Source organism: Janthinobacterium glycogeni (assembly GCF_051380725.1).
Lineage (GTDB): Bacteria > Pseudomonadota > Gammaproteobacteria > Burkholderiales > Burkholderiaceae_D > Janthinobacterium.
Genome location: NZ_JBNYXP010000002.1, coordinates 467,557 through 484,056 on the forward strand (window position 1 = coordinate 467,557; position 16,500 = coordinate 484,056).

14 protein-coding genes are annotated in these 16,500 nt (G+C 61.9%); 3 read left to right on the plus strand and 11 right to left on the minus strand.

Annotated elements, in window-relative coordinates; genetic code table 11:
• Positions 1-32: 32 nt before the first annotated feature.
• Positions 33-1,415 carry a short-chain fatty acyl-CoA regulator family protein gene (locus tag ACQ4W4_RS07710; RefSeq protein WP_436541459.1) on the plus strand — a complete coding sequence of 461 codons (1,383 nt, stop codon included), beginning with the start codon at positions 33-35 and terminating at the stop codon, positions 1,413-1,415.
• Here ACQ4W4_RS07710 and ACQ4W4_RS07715 read toward each other — a convergent pair.
• Genes ACQ4W4_RS07715 through ACQ4W4_RS07745 form a run of 7 tightly spaced genes read right to left on the minus strand, consistent with a single transcriptional unit; the run spans position 1,412 to position 8,340 of the window.
• Positions 1,412-2,473, minus strand: a complete 1,062-nt coding sequence (locus ACQ4W4_RS07715) for an adenosine deaminase family protein (RefSeq protein WP_436541460.1) — start codon at positions 2,471-2,473, stop codon at positions 1,412-1,414. The two genes, ACQ4W4_RS07710 and ACQ4W4_RS07715, sit on opposite strands and share 4 nt — an antisense overlap.
• A 25-nt stretch (positions 2,474-2,498) precedes the next feature.
• A complete protein-coding gene (locus tag ACQ4W4_RS07720; RefSeq protein ID WP_436541461.1) occupies positions 2,499-3,443 on the minus strand; it encodes a nucleoside hydrolase in 945 nt (314 codons plus the stop codon).
• A gap of 19 nt (positions 3,444-3,462) precedes the next feature.
• The gene (locus ACQ4W4_RS07725; RefSeq protein WP_436541462.1) at positions 3,463-4,494 is read right to left on the minus strand and encodes an ABC transporter ATP-binding protein; all 1,032 of its coding nucleotides are present in this window, start codon (positions 4,492-4,494) and stop codon (positions 3,463-3,465) included.
• 13 nt (positions 4,495-4,507) lie between these two features.
• Positions 4,508-5,287, minus strand: coding sequence for an ABC transporter permease (locus ACQ4W4_RS07730; RefSeq protein WP_070290842.1), 780 nt, complete (start codon positions 5,285-5,287; stop codon positions 4,508-4,510).
• A complete protein-coding gene (locus ACQ4W4_RS07735) occupies positions 5,284-6,123 on the minus strand; it encodes an ABC transporter permease (protein ID WP_436541463.1) in 840 nt (279 codons plus the stop codon). The genes ACQ4W4_RS07730 and ACQ4W4_RS07735 overlap by 4 nt, the downstream gene beginning before the upstream one ends.
• A 21-nt stretch (positions 6,124-6,144) precedes the next feature.
• Positions 6,145-7,167 carry an ABC transporter substrate-binding protein gene (locus ACQ4W4_RS07740; protein ID WP_230501729.1) on the minus strand — a complete coding sequence of 341 codons (1,023 nt, stop codon included), beginning with the start codon at positions 7,165-7,167 and terminating at the stop codon, positions 6,145-6,147.
• A gap of 57 nt (positions 7,168-7,224) precedes the next feature.
• Complete coding sequence (locus ACQ4W4_RS07745) at positions 7,225-8,340, minus strand: porin (protein ID WP_230501727.1); 1,116 nt, start codon at positions 8,338-8,340, stop codon at positions 7,225-7,227.
• Positions 8,341-8,567: 227 nt separating this feature from the next.
• On the opposite strand from ACQ4W4_RS07745, the gene ACQ4W4_RS07750 reads away from it, so the two are divergent.
• Positions 8,568-9,485: a LysR family transcriptional regulator gene (locus ACQ4W4_RS07750; RefSeq protein ID WP_436541464.1), complete on the plus strand. Its 918-nt coding sequence runs from the start codon at positions 8,568-8,570 to the stop codon at positions 9,483-9,485.
• A gap of 14 nt (positions 9,486-9,499) precedes the next feature.
• On the opposite strand, the gene rsmA is transcribed toward ACQ4W4_RS07750, so the two are convergent.
• The 4 genes from rsmA to ACQ4W4_RS07770 form a co-directional block, all read right to left on the minus strand.
• Positions 9,500-10,279 carry a 16S rRNA (adenine(1518)-N(6)/adenine(1519)-N(6))-dimethyltransferase RsmA gene (rsmA, locus tag ACQ4W4_RS07755; protein WP_034745667.1) on the minus strand — a complete coding sequence of 260 codons (780 nt, stop codon included), beginning with the start codon at positions 10,277-10,279 and terminating at the stop codon, positions 9,500-9,502.
• A gap of 100 nt (positions 10,280-10,379) precedes the next feature.
• Positions 10,380-11,435 (minus strand): 4-hydroxythreonine-4-phosphate dehydrogenase PdxA, encoded by a 1,056-nt coding sequence (pdxA, locus tag ACQ4W4_RS07760; RefSeq protein ID WP_436541465.1) that lies wholly within the window; start codon positions 11,433-11,435, stop codon positions 10,380-10,382.
• A 19-nt stretch (positions 11,436-11,454) separates the two neighbouring features.
• On the minus strand, positions 11,455-12,849 hold the full coding sequence (locus tag ACQ4W4_RS07765; protein WP_436541466.1) for a peptidylprolyl isomerase: 1,395 nt from the start codon (positions 12,847-12,849) through the stop codon (positions 11,455-11,457).
• Between the two features lie 104 nt (positions 12,850-12,953).
• The gene (locus ACQ4W4_RS07770) at positions 12,954-15,191 is read right to left on the minus strand and encodes an LPS-assembly protein LptD (RefSeq protein ID WP_436541467.1); all 2,238 of its coding nucleotides are present in this window, start codon (positions 15,189-15,191) and stop codon (positions 12,954-12,956) included.
• Positions 15,192-15,290: 99 nt separating this feature from the next.
• Here ACQ4W4_RS07770 and ACQ4W4_RS07775 point away from each other — a divergent pair, with 99 nt between their 5' ends.
• The gene (locus tag ACQ4W4_RS07775; protein WP_436541468.1) at positions 15,291-16,358 is read left to right on the plus strand and encodes an aminoglycoside phosphotransferase family protein; all 1,068 of its coding nucleotides are present in this window, start codon (positions 15,291-15,293) and stop codon (positions 16,356-16,358) included.
• Positions 16,359-16,500 lie beyond the last annotated feature (142 nt).

Below are 16,500 nucleotides of genomic sequence, written 5' to 3' on the forward strand. Positions count from 1 at the left end.
GCAGATTCCACAAACGGGGAAGAGGAAACGCGATGGCGAAGGTTTTCATGGGCGTGCGCCTGCAGCGGCTGCGCGAGGAACGGCGCATGACGCAGGTGGCGCTGGCCAAGGCCCTGGGCATCTCGCCCAGCTACCTGAACCAGATGGAGCGCAATCAGCGCCCGCTGACGGTGCCGATCCTGCTGCGCATCGGCACGGTACTCGGGGTCGATCCGCAGATCTTTTCCGAGCACGACAGCGCCAGCCTGGTGGCCGACGTGCGCGACGTGTTCGGCGAATTGCCCGACGCGCCGCCCACCTCGATGGCGGAACTGAAAATGCTGGTGGAGAATATGCCGGAACTGGCGCGCTCGATTTTGCTCTTGCAGCGGCGCTACCGCGTGATGGCGGAACGGGCCGATACCCTGGCCGCGCGCCTCGACGATGGCAGCCGCGGCGCCAGCTCGGCGGCGCCCTCCACGGACGAGGAAGTGCGCGAATACCTGAACCGGCGGCAAAACTACATCGATGAACTGGACCGGGCGGCGGAACTGGTGGCGGGCGAACTCGACCCGCAACTGCGCACGCTCGACGCGCTGCAAAGCCGGCTGCTGGAGCGCCACGGCATCCAGGTGCGCTTGTCCGATGGCGATGCGGGCATGGTGCGCAAGCACCGCTACGACGCCCAGCAACACATCCTGTGGCTGCCCGACACCCTGACGGGCGGCCAGCGCGCCTTCCAGATGGCGGCGCAAATCAGCCTGCTCGAGCACAGCGATCTGATCGACTCCCTCGTGCTGGCGGCGGGACTCTCCGGCGCGGCCGCGCAAACGGGCGCGCGCCTGGCGTTTTCCAATTATTTTGCGGGCGCCCTGCTGATGCCGTACCAGCGTTTTTTGCAGGCGGCGGAAACGCGCGCCTACGATATCGAGCGCCTGGCGCACCAGTTCGGCGTGGGTTTTGAGGCCGTGTGCCACCGCCTGAGCACCATGCAGCGTCCCGATGCGGCGGGGCTGCCCTTCTTCTTCGTGCGCGTCGACCGCGCGGGCAATGTCTCGAAGCGCCAGTCGGCCACGGACTTTCACTTTTCACGGGTGGGCGGCACCTGCCCGCTGTGGATCGTCTACGACGCCTTCAGCTATCCGGGCCAGGTACTGACGCAAGTGGCCAGCATGCCCGACGGCTGCACGTATCTGTGGATCGCGCGCCAGGTCAGCACGGCGTCACCAGGCTTCCGCGCGCCCGGCAAGACCTTTGCCGTGGCGCTGGGCTGCGACATTTCGCAGGCGCACCGGCTGATCTATTCGAAGGGGCTCGATTTGCACGACCCGTCCAGCGCCACGCCCATCGGCACGGGCTGCAAGGTGTGCGAGCGCCAAAGCTGCCCGCAGCGGGCGTTTCCGTCACTGCTGCTGCCGCCGCCCGTATCGGCTTAAGACTCTTCGACGACTCTTGCGCGCAGCGCGTCGAATTCGCGCGCAAATTCCGCGCGCCAGTCGCGCCGCGTGGACTCGTCTATCCAGGCCGCGTCGAGGCCATTCAGCATAAAGCCGCGCATGTCGTCGAGGCCGAAGCCGAATTCGCGCATCATCATCCAGGCGCCCGTCGGCGTCACGTGGTGCAGGGTTGGATCGTCCGTGTTCGGATGCAGTTTCAGACCCAGCTTGGCCATGGCGCGGATCGGGTGGTCGAGCGCCCAGCGTTCGGGCGTCAGCGTGCGCAGATAATACGAATTGGTGGGCACGACCGTAAATACCAGGCCCCGCTCCACGCAGCGCTGCGCCAATTCAGGATTGTCGACGATAGTGTAGCCGTGGTCGATCCGGTCCACCTGCAACTGCTCGATGGCCGTCTCCACGTTCATCCACGGCATGCCGAATTCGCCCGCGTGCGCCGTGCACTTGAAGCCGGCTGCGCGCGCGGCGCGGTAGGCTTCGATGAAGAGTTCCGGCGGCCGGTCGTTTTCGCGGTAGTCGATGCCGATGCCGATCACTTCCGGCGCGCGGTAAGCCTTCATCCATTCCACCATCTGCACGGCTTCGGCGGGAGCCGCTTCGCGGTCGATGCTGGGGATCAGGCGGCCGATGACGCCGAAGTCGCGCTGCGCGTCGCGGATGGCGGCCACGATGGCATCCTGCGCCGACTCGTAACGGATGCCCGACACGCGCACCGTGCCGGTCGGATTCCAGAAAAACTCCGCATAGCGCACACCGTGGCCATGCACGTCTTCCAGGTATTCATAGGCGAGGCAATACAGGTCCGTGGGCGAGACGATCAGGTGCGCGTCGAGCGCGCGCAGCACGCGCAGCACGCCGACGGGCTTGTCGCCGCGCGTGTAAAACGCGTCGATTTCCTCGGGGGTGACGACATTGCCCGTCTTGGCGGCCAGCGCGCGGAAGGTTGCCTGGCGCACCGTGCCGAACAGGTGGCAATGCAGCTCCACCTTCGGCATGGCGCGTAAAAACTGTTCGATGCTCAGGGGGGAATTAGACATGAAGCTCGTTTCGTAGTGAAGTGGGTCAGACGAGAATGGCGGCCAGGCGGCGCATCAGGCGCTCGATGGCGGCGGGGCCATCGGCCAGCATCGCCACTTGCGTGTTGATGGCGGCGCGGCGCGGCACGCGGAATTCGCACACCGTCATGCCGCGCGTCAGTTCGCCCGTCAATTCGATGGCCACGTGAGCCGGCTGGAACTGGAACAGCTGCGGCGCTTCCAGGTACAGGGCCACCACCGGGTCGTACATGGGCATGGGCACGGAACCGTCGGCGCTGCGGATGCGCACATACGCTTCCAGGTAGCCGGCCAGGCGCTGCGCGCGCGGCGTGCCGAGGGCGCGCAGGCGTTCCACTTCCGCATTCGTCACCAAGAGCTGGCGGCACAGGTTCAAGCCGAACATGCGCAGCGGAATACCGGCCTGGAAGACCTGGGCGGCCGCTTCCGGGTCCGCATAGATATTGAATTCGGCCGCCGCCGTATGATTGCCCTGGTCGGTCGAGCCGCCCATCAGGATGATTTCGACGATTTTTTCCGCGATATCGGGGGCGCGGCTCAAGGCTGTCGCCAGGTTGGTCATCGGCGCGATGGCCATGATGGTGATCTGGCCAGGATACTTGCGCACGGCGGCGATCAGCGCGTCGACGGCATGGCCCGCCGCATCGCTGGCGGCGCCGGGCGGCAGGATCTCGCCCGTGGTCGGCATGCCGCTGTCGCCGAGGATGCGCTGCGCCGTCTCGATGACGCCGGCCAGCGGTTCTTCGCAGCCGCGGTAGATCGGCACCGTCAAGCCGTCATGGGCCTTGATGCGCAAGGCGTTGTCGTAGGTGATGACGACGGGCGCATTGCCCGCCACCACGCTCACGCCCAGCCACTCGATATCGGGATTGCTGCCCAGGAGCAGCATCGTCAGCCAGTCGTCGAAACCGGGGTCGGTGTCGAGCCAGATCTTTTTCAAGGCTTGGGTCATGATGGTCTCAGGTTAAAAATCAGGCAGCCAGCCACAGCGCGCTGTCGGACGGCAGCACGAAGGAGACGGCCGTGCCTTCGCGCCAGGCGGCGCCGCCAGCCGCGCAAATACCCTTGACCTGCCCCAGCGGCGTTTGCAGCAGGTATTCGACGGTGTCGCCCAGGAAGCCGCGCGCCAGCACGGTGCCCGGGTAGTTACCTGCCGCGTCGTCGGCGGCACAGACGCGCACCTTGTCCGGACGCCAGCCCAGCACCGTGGTGCCGGCAGCGACGGGAGACGTGTACGGCAGGCTGGCGCCGGCGTGGTGCAGCGCGCCGTCGCGGTAATCGAACAGGTTTTCGAAACCCATGAAGTTGGCGACGAAGCGCGTCGACGGCGTATTGAAGACGGCTTCCGGCGCGGCCAGCTGCTCGATGCGCCCGCCATTCATGACGACGATGCGGTCGGACAGGGCCAGCGCTTCTTCCTGGTCATGCGTCACGTACAGCATGGTGATGCCCAGTTCGCGCTGGATGCGGCGCAGCTCGGCGCGCATCTGCACGCGCAGCTTGGCGTCCAGGTTTGACAACGGCTCGTCCAGCAGCAGCAAGGCCGGTTCGACGACGATGGCGCGCGCCAGCGCCACGCGCTGCTGCTGGCCGCCGGACATCTGCGCCGGCAGGCGCGTCTCGAACCCTGTCAGTCCCACGGCGGCGATCACGGCTTCCACTTTCGTTTTCAGCAGCGCCGGCGCCACCTTGCGCAGGCGCAGGCCGAATGCGATGTTGTCGTACACGTTCAGGTGCGGGAACAGCGCGTACGACTGGAACACCATGCCGATATTGCGCTTGTTCGGCGCCAGCTTGCCGATTTCGCGGCCGTCGAGCACGATGCGGCCCGACTGCAGCGGCATCAGGCCGGCGATGGCGCGCATGGTGGTGGTCTTGCCGCAGCCGCTGGGGCCCAGCAGGGAAATCAGCTCGCCCTGCTCGACGTGCAGGTCCAGGTCTTTCACGGACGTCGTGTTCTTGGCGTAGCCGAGGTTCAGCTTGTGCAGTTCCAGATAACTCATCGTGTGTTGCCTCTTACATGTATTTAGAAATGCCCAGCACCTTCTCGGTCACCATCACGAAGGCCATGGTGAACAAGACCAGCAAGGTCGACAGGGCAGCGATCGACGGATCGAAACTGTTTTCCATATGGCCCAGCATCTCGATCGGCAAGGTGCTGATGCCGGGGCCCGTGAGGAACAGCGAGACGGGCACCTGGTTGAACGAGGTGACGAAGGCGAGGAAGAAGGCGGCGATCACGGCGTTGCGGATATTCGGCAGCACGATCATGAAGAAGGCGCGCAGGCGCGACGCGCCCAGGGTGATGGCGGCATCCTCGATATCCACGCGCAGGTTCACCAGGCTGGCGTACACCACGCGCACCGAGTACGGGATCAACAGCGCGATATGGCCGATCAGCAGGCCCACGTAGACGGGCGCATTGATCGTCAGGACCAGGTGGTGCAGCAAGCCCAGGCCGACCAGGATGGCGGGAATGATCAGCGGCGACGTCAGGATTTGCCGGATGGCGCCGATACCGGGCGGCGGCATGCGCGAAAACGCATACGCGACGGGTATGCCCAGCAGCAGCGCGATGACGGTGGCGATCAGGCCGATTTCCAGGCTGGTCTGGAAGGCGCGGCGGAACTCGGGCGCAGCCCACACTTCGAGGATCCAGCGCAGCGAGTACGACTCGGGCGGGAACGCCAGGGTTTCGCCGCCGGAAAAGCCGGCCAGCACGACGATGGCGAAAGGCCCCAGCAGGAACAGGAATACCAGCCATAAGACGGCACGTGAAAACAGGCTTTCTTTCATACGGAACTCCGGCTCGAGGAAATACGTTTAAGGCCGGCATTCACCAGCAGGGTCATGCAGACGAGGATGACGGCGATGACGTTCGCGGCACCGAAATCGCTCTCCACGCTGACCTTCTGGTACAGCAGCGTTTCCAGCATCAGCACCTTGGTGCCGCCCAAGAGGGCCGGCGTCACATAGGCCGTCACGCAGCCCGTAAACACCAGCGTGCCGCCGACCACCAGGCCTTCCTGCGTCAGCGGCAGGGTGACCTTGCAGAACACTTGCCATGGATTGGCGCCCAGGGTGGCGGCAGCCGGTTCCACGTCGCGCGGCAGGTTTTCCAGCGCGCCCGCCAGCGACATCAGCATCAATGGCAACAGCAATTGCAGCAGGCCGACAAAGACGGCGAACTCGCTGAACAGCAAACGCAGCGGCTCGTCCGTGAAACCCATGTTGACGAGCGCCGCGTTGAGGGCGCCGTTACGGCCCAGCAGCACGATCCACGCATAGGTACGCGCGATCGGCGAGACCATCAGCGGCAAGATCATCATGCCGACCACCAGCCCGCGCCACTTCGGCGACACGCGCGCCACGGCTTGCGCGGCCGGATAGCCGAGGATAATCGACGCCAGGGTCACCAGCGCGGCGATGCGCAGGGTGCGCCAGAAGATGGTGCGGTTGAATTCCTGCGAGAAAAATGCGATGAAGCGCTCAACACCCCACTGCATGCCGTCGCCGACGCGGAAGGCGTCGATCAGCAAGGCCAGCACGGGCAGCAGGAAGCAGACGACGATAAAGATCAGCGCCGGCAGTACCAGCAGCAGTCCCAGGCGCTTTTTTGGATCAGCAAACATGGTGTTTTCTCCTCGTCACCACTATTTGCTCATGGCCTTGTTCCACTGCGTCATCCAGTTGCTGCGCTGTTTGATGATGGTTTCCGGCTTGACGAATTTCAGCGAGCTGATTTGATCGGCGCCATAGGTATTGAATTGCGCGGCCGCCACCGACAGGCGCACGTCCTTGTTGACGGGCGAGTCGACCAGATTGGTCGCCAGCTGCGTCTGCACTTCCTTGGACAGCCAGAAGTCCATCAGCTGGTAGGCCAGGTCCGCATTCTTCGACCCGGCAACGATGCCCATCACGTTCATGCCGGCCGCCTGGCCTTCGGCCGGGATGCTCCATTTCAGGGGCAGGCCCGTCTTGAGCATTTGCGACCAGGTAAAGCGCGCCACGGGTGCGGCCCAGATTTCATCCTGCGCGAACAGCGCGGCCAGCTGCGCGCTGTTTTTCGAGAACGTGACGACGTTGCCCTTCATGCCGACGATCTTCGCAAAGCCGGTGGCATAGTCGTCCGTCTTGCCGCCCCAGGCCGCGTCGGCCATGCGCAGCATCAGGGGCCCCTGCGTGGTGCTCACGTCGGGAAAGGCCACGCGGCCCTTCAGTTCGGGGCGCCACAGGTCCTTCCAGGATGTCAGCGGGGCAACCTTGTCGCTGCGGTACACCAGTCCGACGGAATACAAGGTGTAGCCGACGGCGAAGTTGCCGCCGATAGGGTTTTTCGCCACGTCGTACAGGGCTTTGTAATTGCTCAGCTTGGAGTAATCCATGGGCTGGATCACGCCTTTTTGCGCCGCTTCCAGCATGCCGGAATCGGACAGCAGCACCAGGTCGATCACCGGGTTCTTGGCGTGCACCACCAGCTTGGCGATGCGGTCCGCATTATTCCCCGTTTCCACCTTGATATCGCAACCGCATTTGGCCTTGAACGGCTCGTACACATACTTCATGAACAAGGGCTGGGCAATCGGATAGGCCGAAATGACCAGCTCGCGTTTTTCCGCGTGGGCGGCGTTGGCCAGCAAGCCTAGGCTCAACGCCAACATGAGGTGCTTTTTCAAGATGCTTCCTTTCAGGGGACGGCGCTGCGGGACAGCGCCTGTAAAGATGAATCAGACTCAGAAATAATGTCGCATGCCGACGATCAGGACGCTTTGCGTCTTGCCGCCCGAGGCGCCAAAGCCGAACACGCGGGCGAACGTCGCATCGCCGGCCGCTTTCTGGTAGCTCCAGGTGATGGCGACATCGGTGCGCTTGGACAGGAAGTAATCGGCCTGGAAGTTAACTTGATGCCATTTCGGCGTCTTGTTGATCACGTCATATTTACCGGTGGTATAGAAATACGACGCGCCCAGGTTCAACGCTTCCGTCAGCTTGTGGTTCACGTTCAGGTCCACGTTTTGCAGGGTCAGATTGCTTTGATCCAGGTAGTGGTAGCGCACGTTGGTGTACAAGGCGCCAAACTTGGTCTTGCCCACATTATAAAAGCCTCCCGTGCCGGCGATGGCCTGGCTGTCCACGCCGGCGCCCTTGACGGCGCTCTTGTTGAAGATCAACAGGGAACTGGCATAATCATTGCCGATGGCGCCATTCGGCGCATCGGGGCTGTTCGGGCGATCCATCTTGGTGTAGGCGACGGCCCAGCTGAAGGCATCGACCTTATAGCCGGCGCCCATGCTGTAGACGCGGTTGCGGTTCGAATCTTCCGGGTTCTCGCTGAAGCCGTACAAGCCCGTGAACGACAGGTTGCTGATATTCGGGCTGACATACTTGACGGCGTTTTGCACGCGCAGGTTGTTGTAGCCATTGTCGTTGTCGCCGATGTGCACGCCGTTACTGGCGATGACCACGGGACCCAGCAGATCCTTGACGGCTTCGTACTGGCGGCCCAGGGTGAGCGTACCCTTGTCGTTGCTCGACAGGCCGACATACGACTGGCGGCCGAACAGACGGCCGCTTTGCGAAGCCGTGCCCGTCATCACGTTAAAACCGTTTTCCAGCACGAAGATAGCCTTGGTGCCGTCGCCCAGGTCTTCCTGGCCGCGGAAACCGATGCGGGGATTCTGATTCGTGCCGCTCAGCGCATGCGTGCGGCTGCCCTTGCCCTCATCCGACACATAGCCGATACCGGCCGACAGCAGTCCATACACTTGCACGCTGCTTTGCGCCTGCGCCGCGCCGTGCGCCGCCAGCAAGCCACCCACTACCATCGTTCCCGTCATCCATTTGTTCATCGCCGCCACCCTAAAAAGAATAAACCCTGAGTTTTTTTGGAATTATTTTATTGATGCATCCCTTGCCTGGTGCGCCGCCGCACATGCCGGCACCGCATTCCAGGCTCTTCTCCTGAATATTGTTGCTTTCAAGACAAGTAAGGACCAGTCCAGAATATGGTAAATTGCGGGATAAGAAAATTTGTTTATTTTTATAAATCCATTACTTTTTCTAATAAGCAACGCCCATGCATGAACTGAGCAAGAAGATTTCCTTACGACATTTACAAGCGTTTTCCACCCTAGCCCGGGTAAACAGCTTCAGCAAGGCTGCACAGGAATTGTGCGTGACCCAGCCGGCCCTCAGCGCGTCGATCAAGCTGCTGGAAAATCAACTGGGAAAAAAGTTGTTTAACCGCACAACCCACCAGCTGGAACTGACGCGCGAAGGCAAGCTGGCACTCGACTACGCTACGCATTTATTGAATACGGCGAGCAATACCTTTGCCGATATCCAGCGCGCCATCGGCAGCGGCCGGCACCGTATCCGCATCGGCGCCATTCCCTCGGCCATGGCGATGACGGCCGTTGTGGTGGCGCGCTACTGCGAGCAGCATGGCGATGAAGTGGAAATCGTCCTGTCGGACATGCCCAACGACGGCTTGCTGCATGCGCTGCATTCGGGCCAGCTGGACTTTTGCGTGGGCATCGAGGTGCCCGGTTCCGTCTCGCTGGAAAGCGTGGGCCTGTTCGAGGACGAGCTGGTCTTGGTGACGGCGGGACGCCATGCGCTGGCGCCGCTCAAGGAAGTGCGCTGGGAACAGCTGGCGGGCCAGGAGATCGTCGTGTTTACCAAGGGCAGCATCTGGGAGTTCGCCTCGAGCGCCCTGCGCCAGCATGGCTTGAGCCCGTCAAACCTGTACCAGATGATCCACAGCGAATCGCTGTACGGCGTGGTGCGCGCCGGCATCGCCGTGGGCATCATGCCCAGCCTGTACACGACGTTCCTCAACGACGAGGATCTGCATGTGGCGCCGCTGCGCCAACCCACGTGCAAGCGCAAGATCGCCCTGATGCGGCGCAATGAAATCAGCCGCAATCACCATGTGGACGACTGTTTTTCAGCGTTGCGCCAGGATTTGCAGCAGGTCGATCATTGGTTTTAAGTGAAACCCGAGGTTTACGCGGGCGCTTTCAATAAGTTCGCCAGTGCCACGTATTGCTCCAGGCCCACGGTTTCCGGACGCAGGGTCGGGTCGATACCGGCCGCCTTGATCTGCTCTTCCGTAAACATCCCGGCCAGGCAGTTGCGGATCACCTTGCGGCGTTGCGAGAACGCCTTCATGACCACAGCTTCCAGCGTGGCCTGGTCGCACGCCAGGCGCTCGGCCACGGGAATCATGCGCACGATGGCCGATTCCACTTTCGGCGGCGGGTCGAAGGCCGTCGGCGGCACGATAAACAGCAGCGACATCTTGTAGCGCCATTGCAGCATCACGGACAGGCGGCCATACGCCTTGCTGCCCGGTTCGGCCACCATGCGTTCGACCACTTCCTTTTGCAGCATGAAATGCTGGTCCTGCACCAGCGGCGCGAAGTCCGCCAGGTGGAACAGCAGGGGACTGGAAATGTTATATGGCAAGTTGCCCACGATGCGCAACTTCTGGCCGGCTGGCACGGGGATTTGCGCGAAATCGAATTTCAGCGCGTCGCCCGAATGGATCGTCAGCTTGGCCGGATTAAACGTTTTTTCCAGGCGCACGATCAGGTCACGGTCCAGTTCCACCACGTGCATCTGCTTCAGATGGCGCAGCAGCTGCTCCGTCATGGCGCCCAGGCCGGGGCCGATCTCGACCATGGCATCGTCCGGCTGCGGCCCGATGGCGGCCGTGATGTCGTCAAGGACGAAGCGGTCATGCAGGAAGTTCTGGCCAAAGCGTTTGCGGGCAACGTGTTTCATAATGTGTTTTCTATCAATGCGGTAAAGCCGGCACAGGCCGGCGGGATCGGTTGAGCAAGCAGCGTCGGGTTAGGCCGTGCCGGCGAACCCGACCTACGCTCTATGCTCTGGTCGGGGTACTCGCGCGCAGCATGTCGAGCGCCGTTTGCAGGGCCTGTTCCATGCTGTGGCAATCGGCCAGGCCCAGCCCTTGCGCGGCCAGGTCCAGCGCCGTGCCATGGTCGACCGAGGTGCGGATCAGCGGCAAGCCCAGGGTGATATTGATACCGCGCCCGAAGGTCGCGTATTTCAGCACCGGCAAACCCTGGTCGTGGTACATGGCCAGCACGCAGTCGGCGTCCGCCAGATATTTTTGCTGGAACAAGGTGTCCGCTGGGTACGGTCCGCGCGCATCGATGCCGCGCGCTTGCGCCGCCGCAATCGCCGGGGTGATGACATCGATTTCTTCGCGCCCCAGATACCCCCCCTCGCCCGCATGCGGGTTCAGGCCGGTGACGAGGATGCGCGGCGCGGCGATGCCGAATTTCTGTTGCAAATCAAGCTGGAGAATATCCAGGGTGACGGCCAGGCTGTCCAGCGTGATGGCGGCGGACACGTCCTTCAATGGCAAATGCGTGGTGGCCAGCGCCACGCGCAGGGTCGGCTCGCCGTGTCCCGGTTCGCCGGCCAGCATCATCACCACTTGCGGCGTGCCGGTTTTTTCTGCCAGGTATTCCGTGTGGCCGGAAAAGGCCACGCCCGCGTCGTTGATCGTGCTCTTCTGCAAAGGGGCCGTGACCATGGCGCCAAACCAGCCGGCGGCTATGCCTTCCACGGCCGCGTCCAGGGTCGCGAGCACGGAACGCCCGTTTTCCTTGTCCAGCACGCCAGGAATGACATTGTTCACAGTGGGAATATCGATCACGGCCAGGCGGCCGGGTCCGAACTGGGGCAAGCCGCTGTTGCGCACGGCTTGCAGCGACAGCGCCGCCAGGCGGATCTCAGGATCGATCAGGGTGGCGGTGAGTGCCAGGAAGGCGGCGTCGCCCAGCAAGATGCAGTTGACCTCGTGGCGCATGGCCCAGGCGGCGCGGATGGAAATTTCCGGGCCGACACCGGCCGGTTCGCCACAGGTAATGGCGATGGCCGGGCGGCGTACAACAGGCAAGTTACTCATGCGCAATCAGTCAGCAGCATTACTGGTCGTCCGCGCGGAATTCGACGTAAGCACGGTCGCGCACTTCGCGCGCCCAGTTTTCCGTCGCTTCTTCCAGCTTGCGTTCGCGCAAGGCATTGCGTGCGGCAGCGCGCTGCTTCTCTTTCGAGACGTCGTCGCTCTTACGTTCCAGCACTTCGATCAGATGGAAGCCAAAGCTCGATTCGATCGGCTGGCTCACTTCGCCCGGTTTCAGCGCATTCATCGCCGTTTCAAATTCCGGCACGGTGTCGCCCGGATACAGCCAGCCCAGGTCGCCGCCTTTGGCCGCGGAACCGTCGTTCGAGAACAAACGGGCCAGGTCTTCGAACTTGGCGGCCTTGTTATCGAGACGCTCTTTCAGTTCCAGCAATTTCCGCTTGGCTTCGGCCGCCGACAGGGTCGGCGTCACTTTCAGCAAGATGTGGCGGGCATGCGTCTGCTGCACGGCGGCCACGGCTTGCGCCTCGGCGGCGCTGCGGCGGTCCACCAGTTTCAGGATATGGAAGCCCGTATTGCTCTTGATGATGGGCGTGATCTGGCCCGGCTTCAATTTCAGCAGTTGCTCCGTGAACAGGGGCGGCAGACGGTCGCTGTTGCGCCAGCCGATATCGCCGCCGCTCAGCGCATCGCTGGCGTCGGAATAGGTGGCGGCCATCTTGGCGAAATCGGCGCCCGTGCGCAGCTGGCGACTGACTTCTTCGGCGCGCGCGCGGCGTGCGGCGATCTGTTCCGGGCTGGAGTTTTCCGGAATGCGCACGAGAATTTGCGCCAGGTTCAGCTCCACCTGTTCGCTGGCCGCCGCTTTTTCCGCTTCCAGGAAGTTATCCACTTCGGAGTCGGAAATCTGGATCTTGGCGTCAACTTCGTGTTCGCGCAGGCGCTGCATGATGATTTCATCGCGGATTTCTTCGCGGAAGGTCGCAAACGGCGTGCCTTCTTTTTCCATCTGGTTGCGCAGCTCTTGCACCGTCATCTTTTGCTGTTCAGCAATACGCCCAATCGCGCGGTCCAGAGTCAGGTCATCCACGCGGACGCCCATTTCCTTGGCCAGCTGCATTTGTGCGCGCTCGACAATCATACGTTCGAGCAATTGACGACGCAGGTCGGCAGGATCGGGCAAGGGCACGTTCTGCGCTTTCATGCGCTGCTCCACACTCTTGATACGGGCCGCCACTTCATTGCGCGTAATCACATCGTCATTGACGACGACGGCGATGGAGTCGATGGTCTGGCCACTGCTCGACGCCGGTGGCGTAAATCCCTTGACTGGCGCGGGGGCAGCGGCAGCGGGCTTGGCCGCAGGAGCTGGCGCAGCCTGTTGCGCCCAGACACTACTGGTCGTGGCGCCGGAAATGGCGCACAACAAAACCGTTGCAATTTTGAGTTGGTGCATACTGGCATTACGCATAATGTGTAGAGCGCTCATGAGTTCAGGTGAATGAAAAAAACCGGTTTGTGCCAGCGCCGGGAACACCGGCGGCGGCAACGGTGACTATCTTAACGGAGTGGCTGGCTCAATGTCTGGTAACCAGGGATAGTTTTTGTAAAAGTTTCCAGGCCATTCGCGCCCAGACCCAGGCCACTCGACAAGCCCGTCAATTCCAGCTGGAAGAAGATCGGCGTCGAGACAGTCTTGGTCGTCGTCACGAAACGCTGCGCTCCCATGCGGAACACCCAGCAGTCGCCCTTGTATTCGAGGCCGACCAGGCTTTCCAGCATGCTGCGATCCTTGATGGAGTAACTGATGCGGCCCACGCCGTACAGGCGGTCCGTCAACGGCCACTGCGTCGACACTTCCGCATTCCGCAGCACGCCACGTTGAAAACGGTTACTGAAATTCAATACTTTCTTGGCACCAGGCTGATATTGCAAGGTGTAGTTGTAGCTCATCAACTGGCGATCGCTGGGATTGTACTGCACCAGGCTGTCGACGGTCCAAGTCTCGGACACGCGACCCGTTGCGGCCAGCAGGATATCGGAACGCGACTGGTTGACGGGCGTCGTCGAATTGAGCTGCACGCGCTGGTCGGCAAAATAGAAACGCTGGCCGAAGGTCAGGCGCATACGCTCCGTGCCGTCCGATTGCAGGAAGCGCGATACGATGGCGGCCGTGACCTGATTGGCGTCGCCGATGCGGTCGCTGCCGACAAAACGGTTTTCCGTGAAGATCTGCGTCAGGTTGAACGTGCCATCGGCCGTATCGAAGTTCGGAAACTGCGATTGGTCGCGGTACGGCGTGTAGACGTAGAACAGGCGCGGCTCCAGCGTTTGCGTGCCGCCCTTGGCGCCAAACAGATTCGTGTCGCGTTCAAACACCAGGCCGCTGTCGACCGAGAAGGTCGGCACGGCGCGCGTAAACGAGGTGGTTTTAAATAGCGCCTTGGTCCGAGCGTCATTGTCGAGCTGATACGCGCTGGCATTGAGCATCAGCTTGGGCGTGATGAAGTAGCCAGGGCGCATGATGGGGAAACTCACCTGCGGCACGGCGACGAAGCGCGAGCCTTGCACCTGTGTCGGATGCGCGAAGCGCGTCGCTTCCGCGTCAAAGGTCCAGTCGAAACCGCCCCAGACATCGTATTTGCCAGCATGGAAGTTCACCGTCGGCAAACGGTCATACGGGCGTGGCACGACCACGTTGGGATCGGGATCCTGCAGCACCTGGTAATTCTGCACGCGCGCGGTCAGGCTCCAGTCCTCGGTACGGTAATCGGTGCGCAATTCGCGCAGCAACTGGCGCTCGGTGGCGGTGGCGACGGTTTTCGAAAAATCGTTCGGGTAATTATTGTCCGACGCCTCGCGCAGATCCCAGCTGTAAGTCCAGCCCTTGGCCAGCGCCTGCTCGTGCTTGGACTTGATCATGTAGCGGTTGGTCTTGGTCTGCTTGTCGTTCGGTAAGAACTCAAACGACGTTTCACCGCTGTACAAGCCGGCATCCGTCTCGCCCATGTAGCGGCCCGTCGCGCCGAGCTGGATACCGCGCCGCTGGATGTAGCGCGGATACAGGGTCAGGTCGCGGTTCGGCGCGATGTTCACGTAATACGGCATCAGCAGCTCGAAACCGTTCTTCGAGGCAAAGCCCGGCGTGGGCGCCAGCCAGCCCGAGCGGCGCGCACCCGACAACGAAAACGAGATGCCCGGCGTGCCCAGGATCGGCACGTCCTTGAAATAGATGATGGTCTTGCTGCCCGTGCCCACGTCGCGGCCCGTATCGAGGTTCAAGGTGCTCGATTTCAGGTACCAGTCCGGATTCGGCCCTTCGCAGGTACTGTAGGTGCCTTCGATAACATTGGCTTCGTCTGGATTGATGAAGTCGACGCGCTCGGCCTTGCCCTGGCCGCCGCCCACTGCGAAGCGATATGTCGGGTTGAGCAGGAAACCCTTGCCGGTCTCCATGTTCAGCTTCAAGACGTCACCCGTGTAGTAATCCCCGAAACGCCACATCTTGATATGACCCTCGGCGTCGAACTGATCTTCAACTTGTTTGTAACAAGCTGTATCGGCCGTCATTTTTGTGGTTTTTCCGCGCTCAATCACGACATTCTGGTCGAGATTGATCTCTCTTTCCGGTCGACCGTTCATGCTGTTCGCCGTCATGACGGTGGGCGCGTCGGGATCTTCCACATGAACCGGACGCGGTGCTTTCTGGGCGTGGACAGGCACCGTCGTGGCGGCGACGAGCGCGCTGATGGCGAAAGCCCAGCGCTGCGAAGGGGGGGAGGCCGAAAACCAGCTCATGAATTGGAAGGGGCAAGCACCATTGACAGGCGATTTTTTAATTTGAATCCCTTATTATATGGGAATCTGCACCATCAACCCGATTCCACAGGCCGCTTAATGTCATTCTCCCCCAATTCCTCCACCGCGCCGGTCTCCGCCGACGCTCGCCTGACCCTGTTGAAAGCCTGGTTGACCTCGCTTAACCTCGTCGCGCCCGAATCCGCCCGCCCCGCTTCCAGCGACGCCAGCTTCCGCCGCTACTACCGTCTCGATGTGCTGCCAGGCAACACAACATTATCAGGAAAGACACTGATCGCCATGGATGCGCCGCCTGAGCGCGAAAACGTGCCCGCCTTTGTCAAGGTGGCCGGCTTGCTGACAGGCGCCGGCGTGTCCGTGCCCGAAATCCTCGCGCAAGACCTGGAGCAGGGCTTCCTGCTGCTGTCCGATCTGGGCACGACCACCTATCTCGACGCCCTGAACCACGACAATGCCAGCGTGCTGTATGCCGAAGCGCTGGAATCCTTGATGAAAATCCAGCTGGCCAGCCAACCCGACGTGCTGCCCGAATTCGACCGCGCCTTCATCCTGCGCGAAATGAATCTGTTCCCGGAATGGTTTATCGGCAAGCACCTGGGCGCCACCTTGACGGATGTGCAACAAGCTCAGCTGGACAAGGTCTTCGAAGCCATCACCGCGAATATCTTGTCGCAGCAGCAAGTATTCATGCACCGCGACTACCATTCGCGCAATTTGATGCACATCAATGATGGTTCGATCCCCAATCCCGGCATCCTCGACTTCCAGGACGCCGTCTTCGGTCCCGTCACCTACGACATCGCCTCGCTGTTGCGCGACGCGTATATCCAGTGGGATGAAGAACTGGTGCTGGACTGGGTGATCCGCTACTGGCAACGCGCCAAGCAGCTGGGCTTGCCGGTCAATCCCGACATCGACGCCTTCTACCGCGATTTCGAATTCACGGCCCTGCAGCGCCACCTGAAAATCCTCGGCCTGTTCGCGCGCCTGAATTACCGCGACGGCAAGGATCTGTACATGGGCGACCTGCCGACCGTGCTCGACTATGTGCGCAAGACGGCCAACCGCTACACGGAACTCAAGCCGCTGGTGCGTTTGCTCGATGCCCTCGAAAACAAGACGCCGCAAGTCGGCTACACATTCTGATGACACCGGCCAAAACCTGCTGCGCGTCGCGCTTTGCGGCCGGCGATGCTCACCGTACTAGAGTACGGTTGCGCTTCTCGGCCACAAATCACTGCCGCTCGCTACAGTTTTGTCCGATGTCATAACCACAGAAAAATTACTG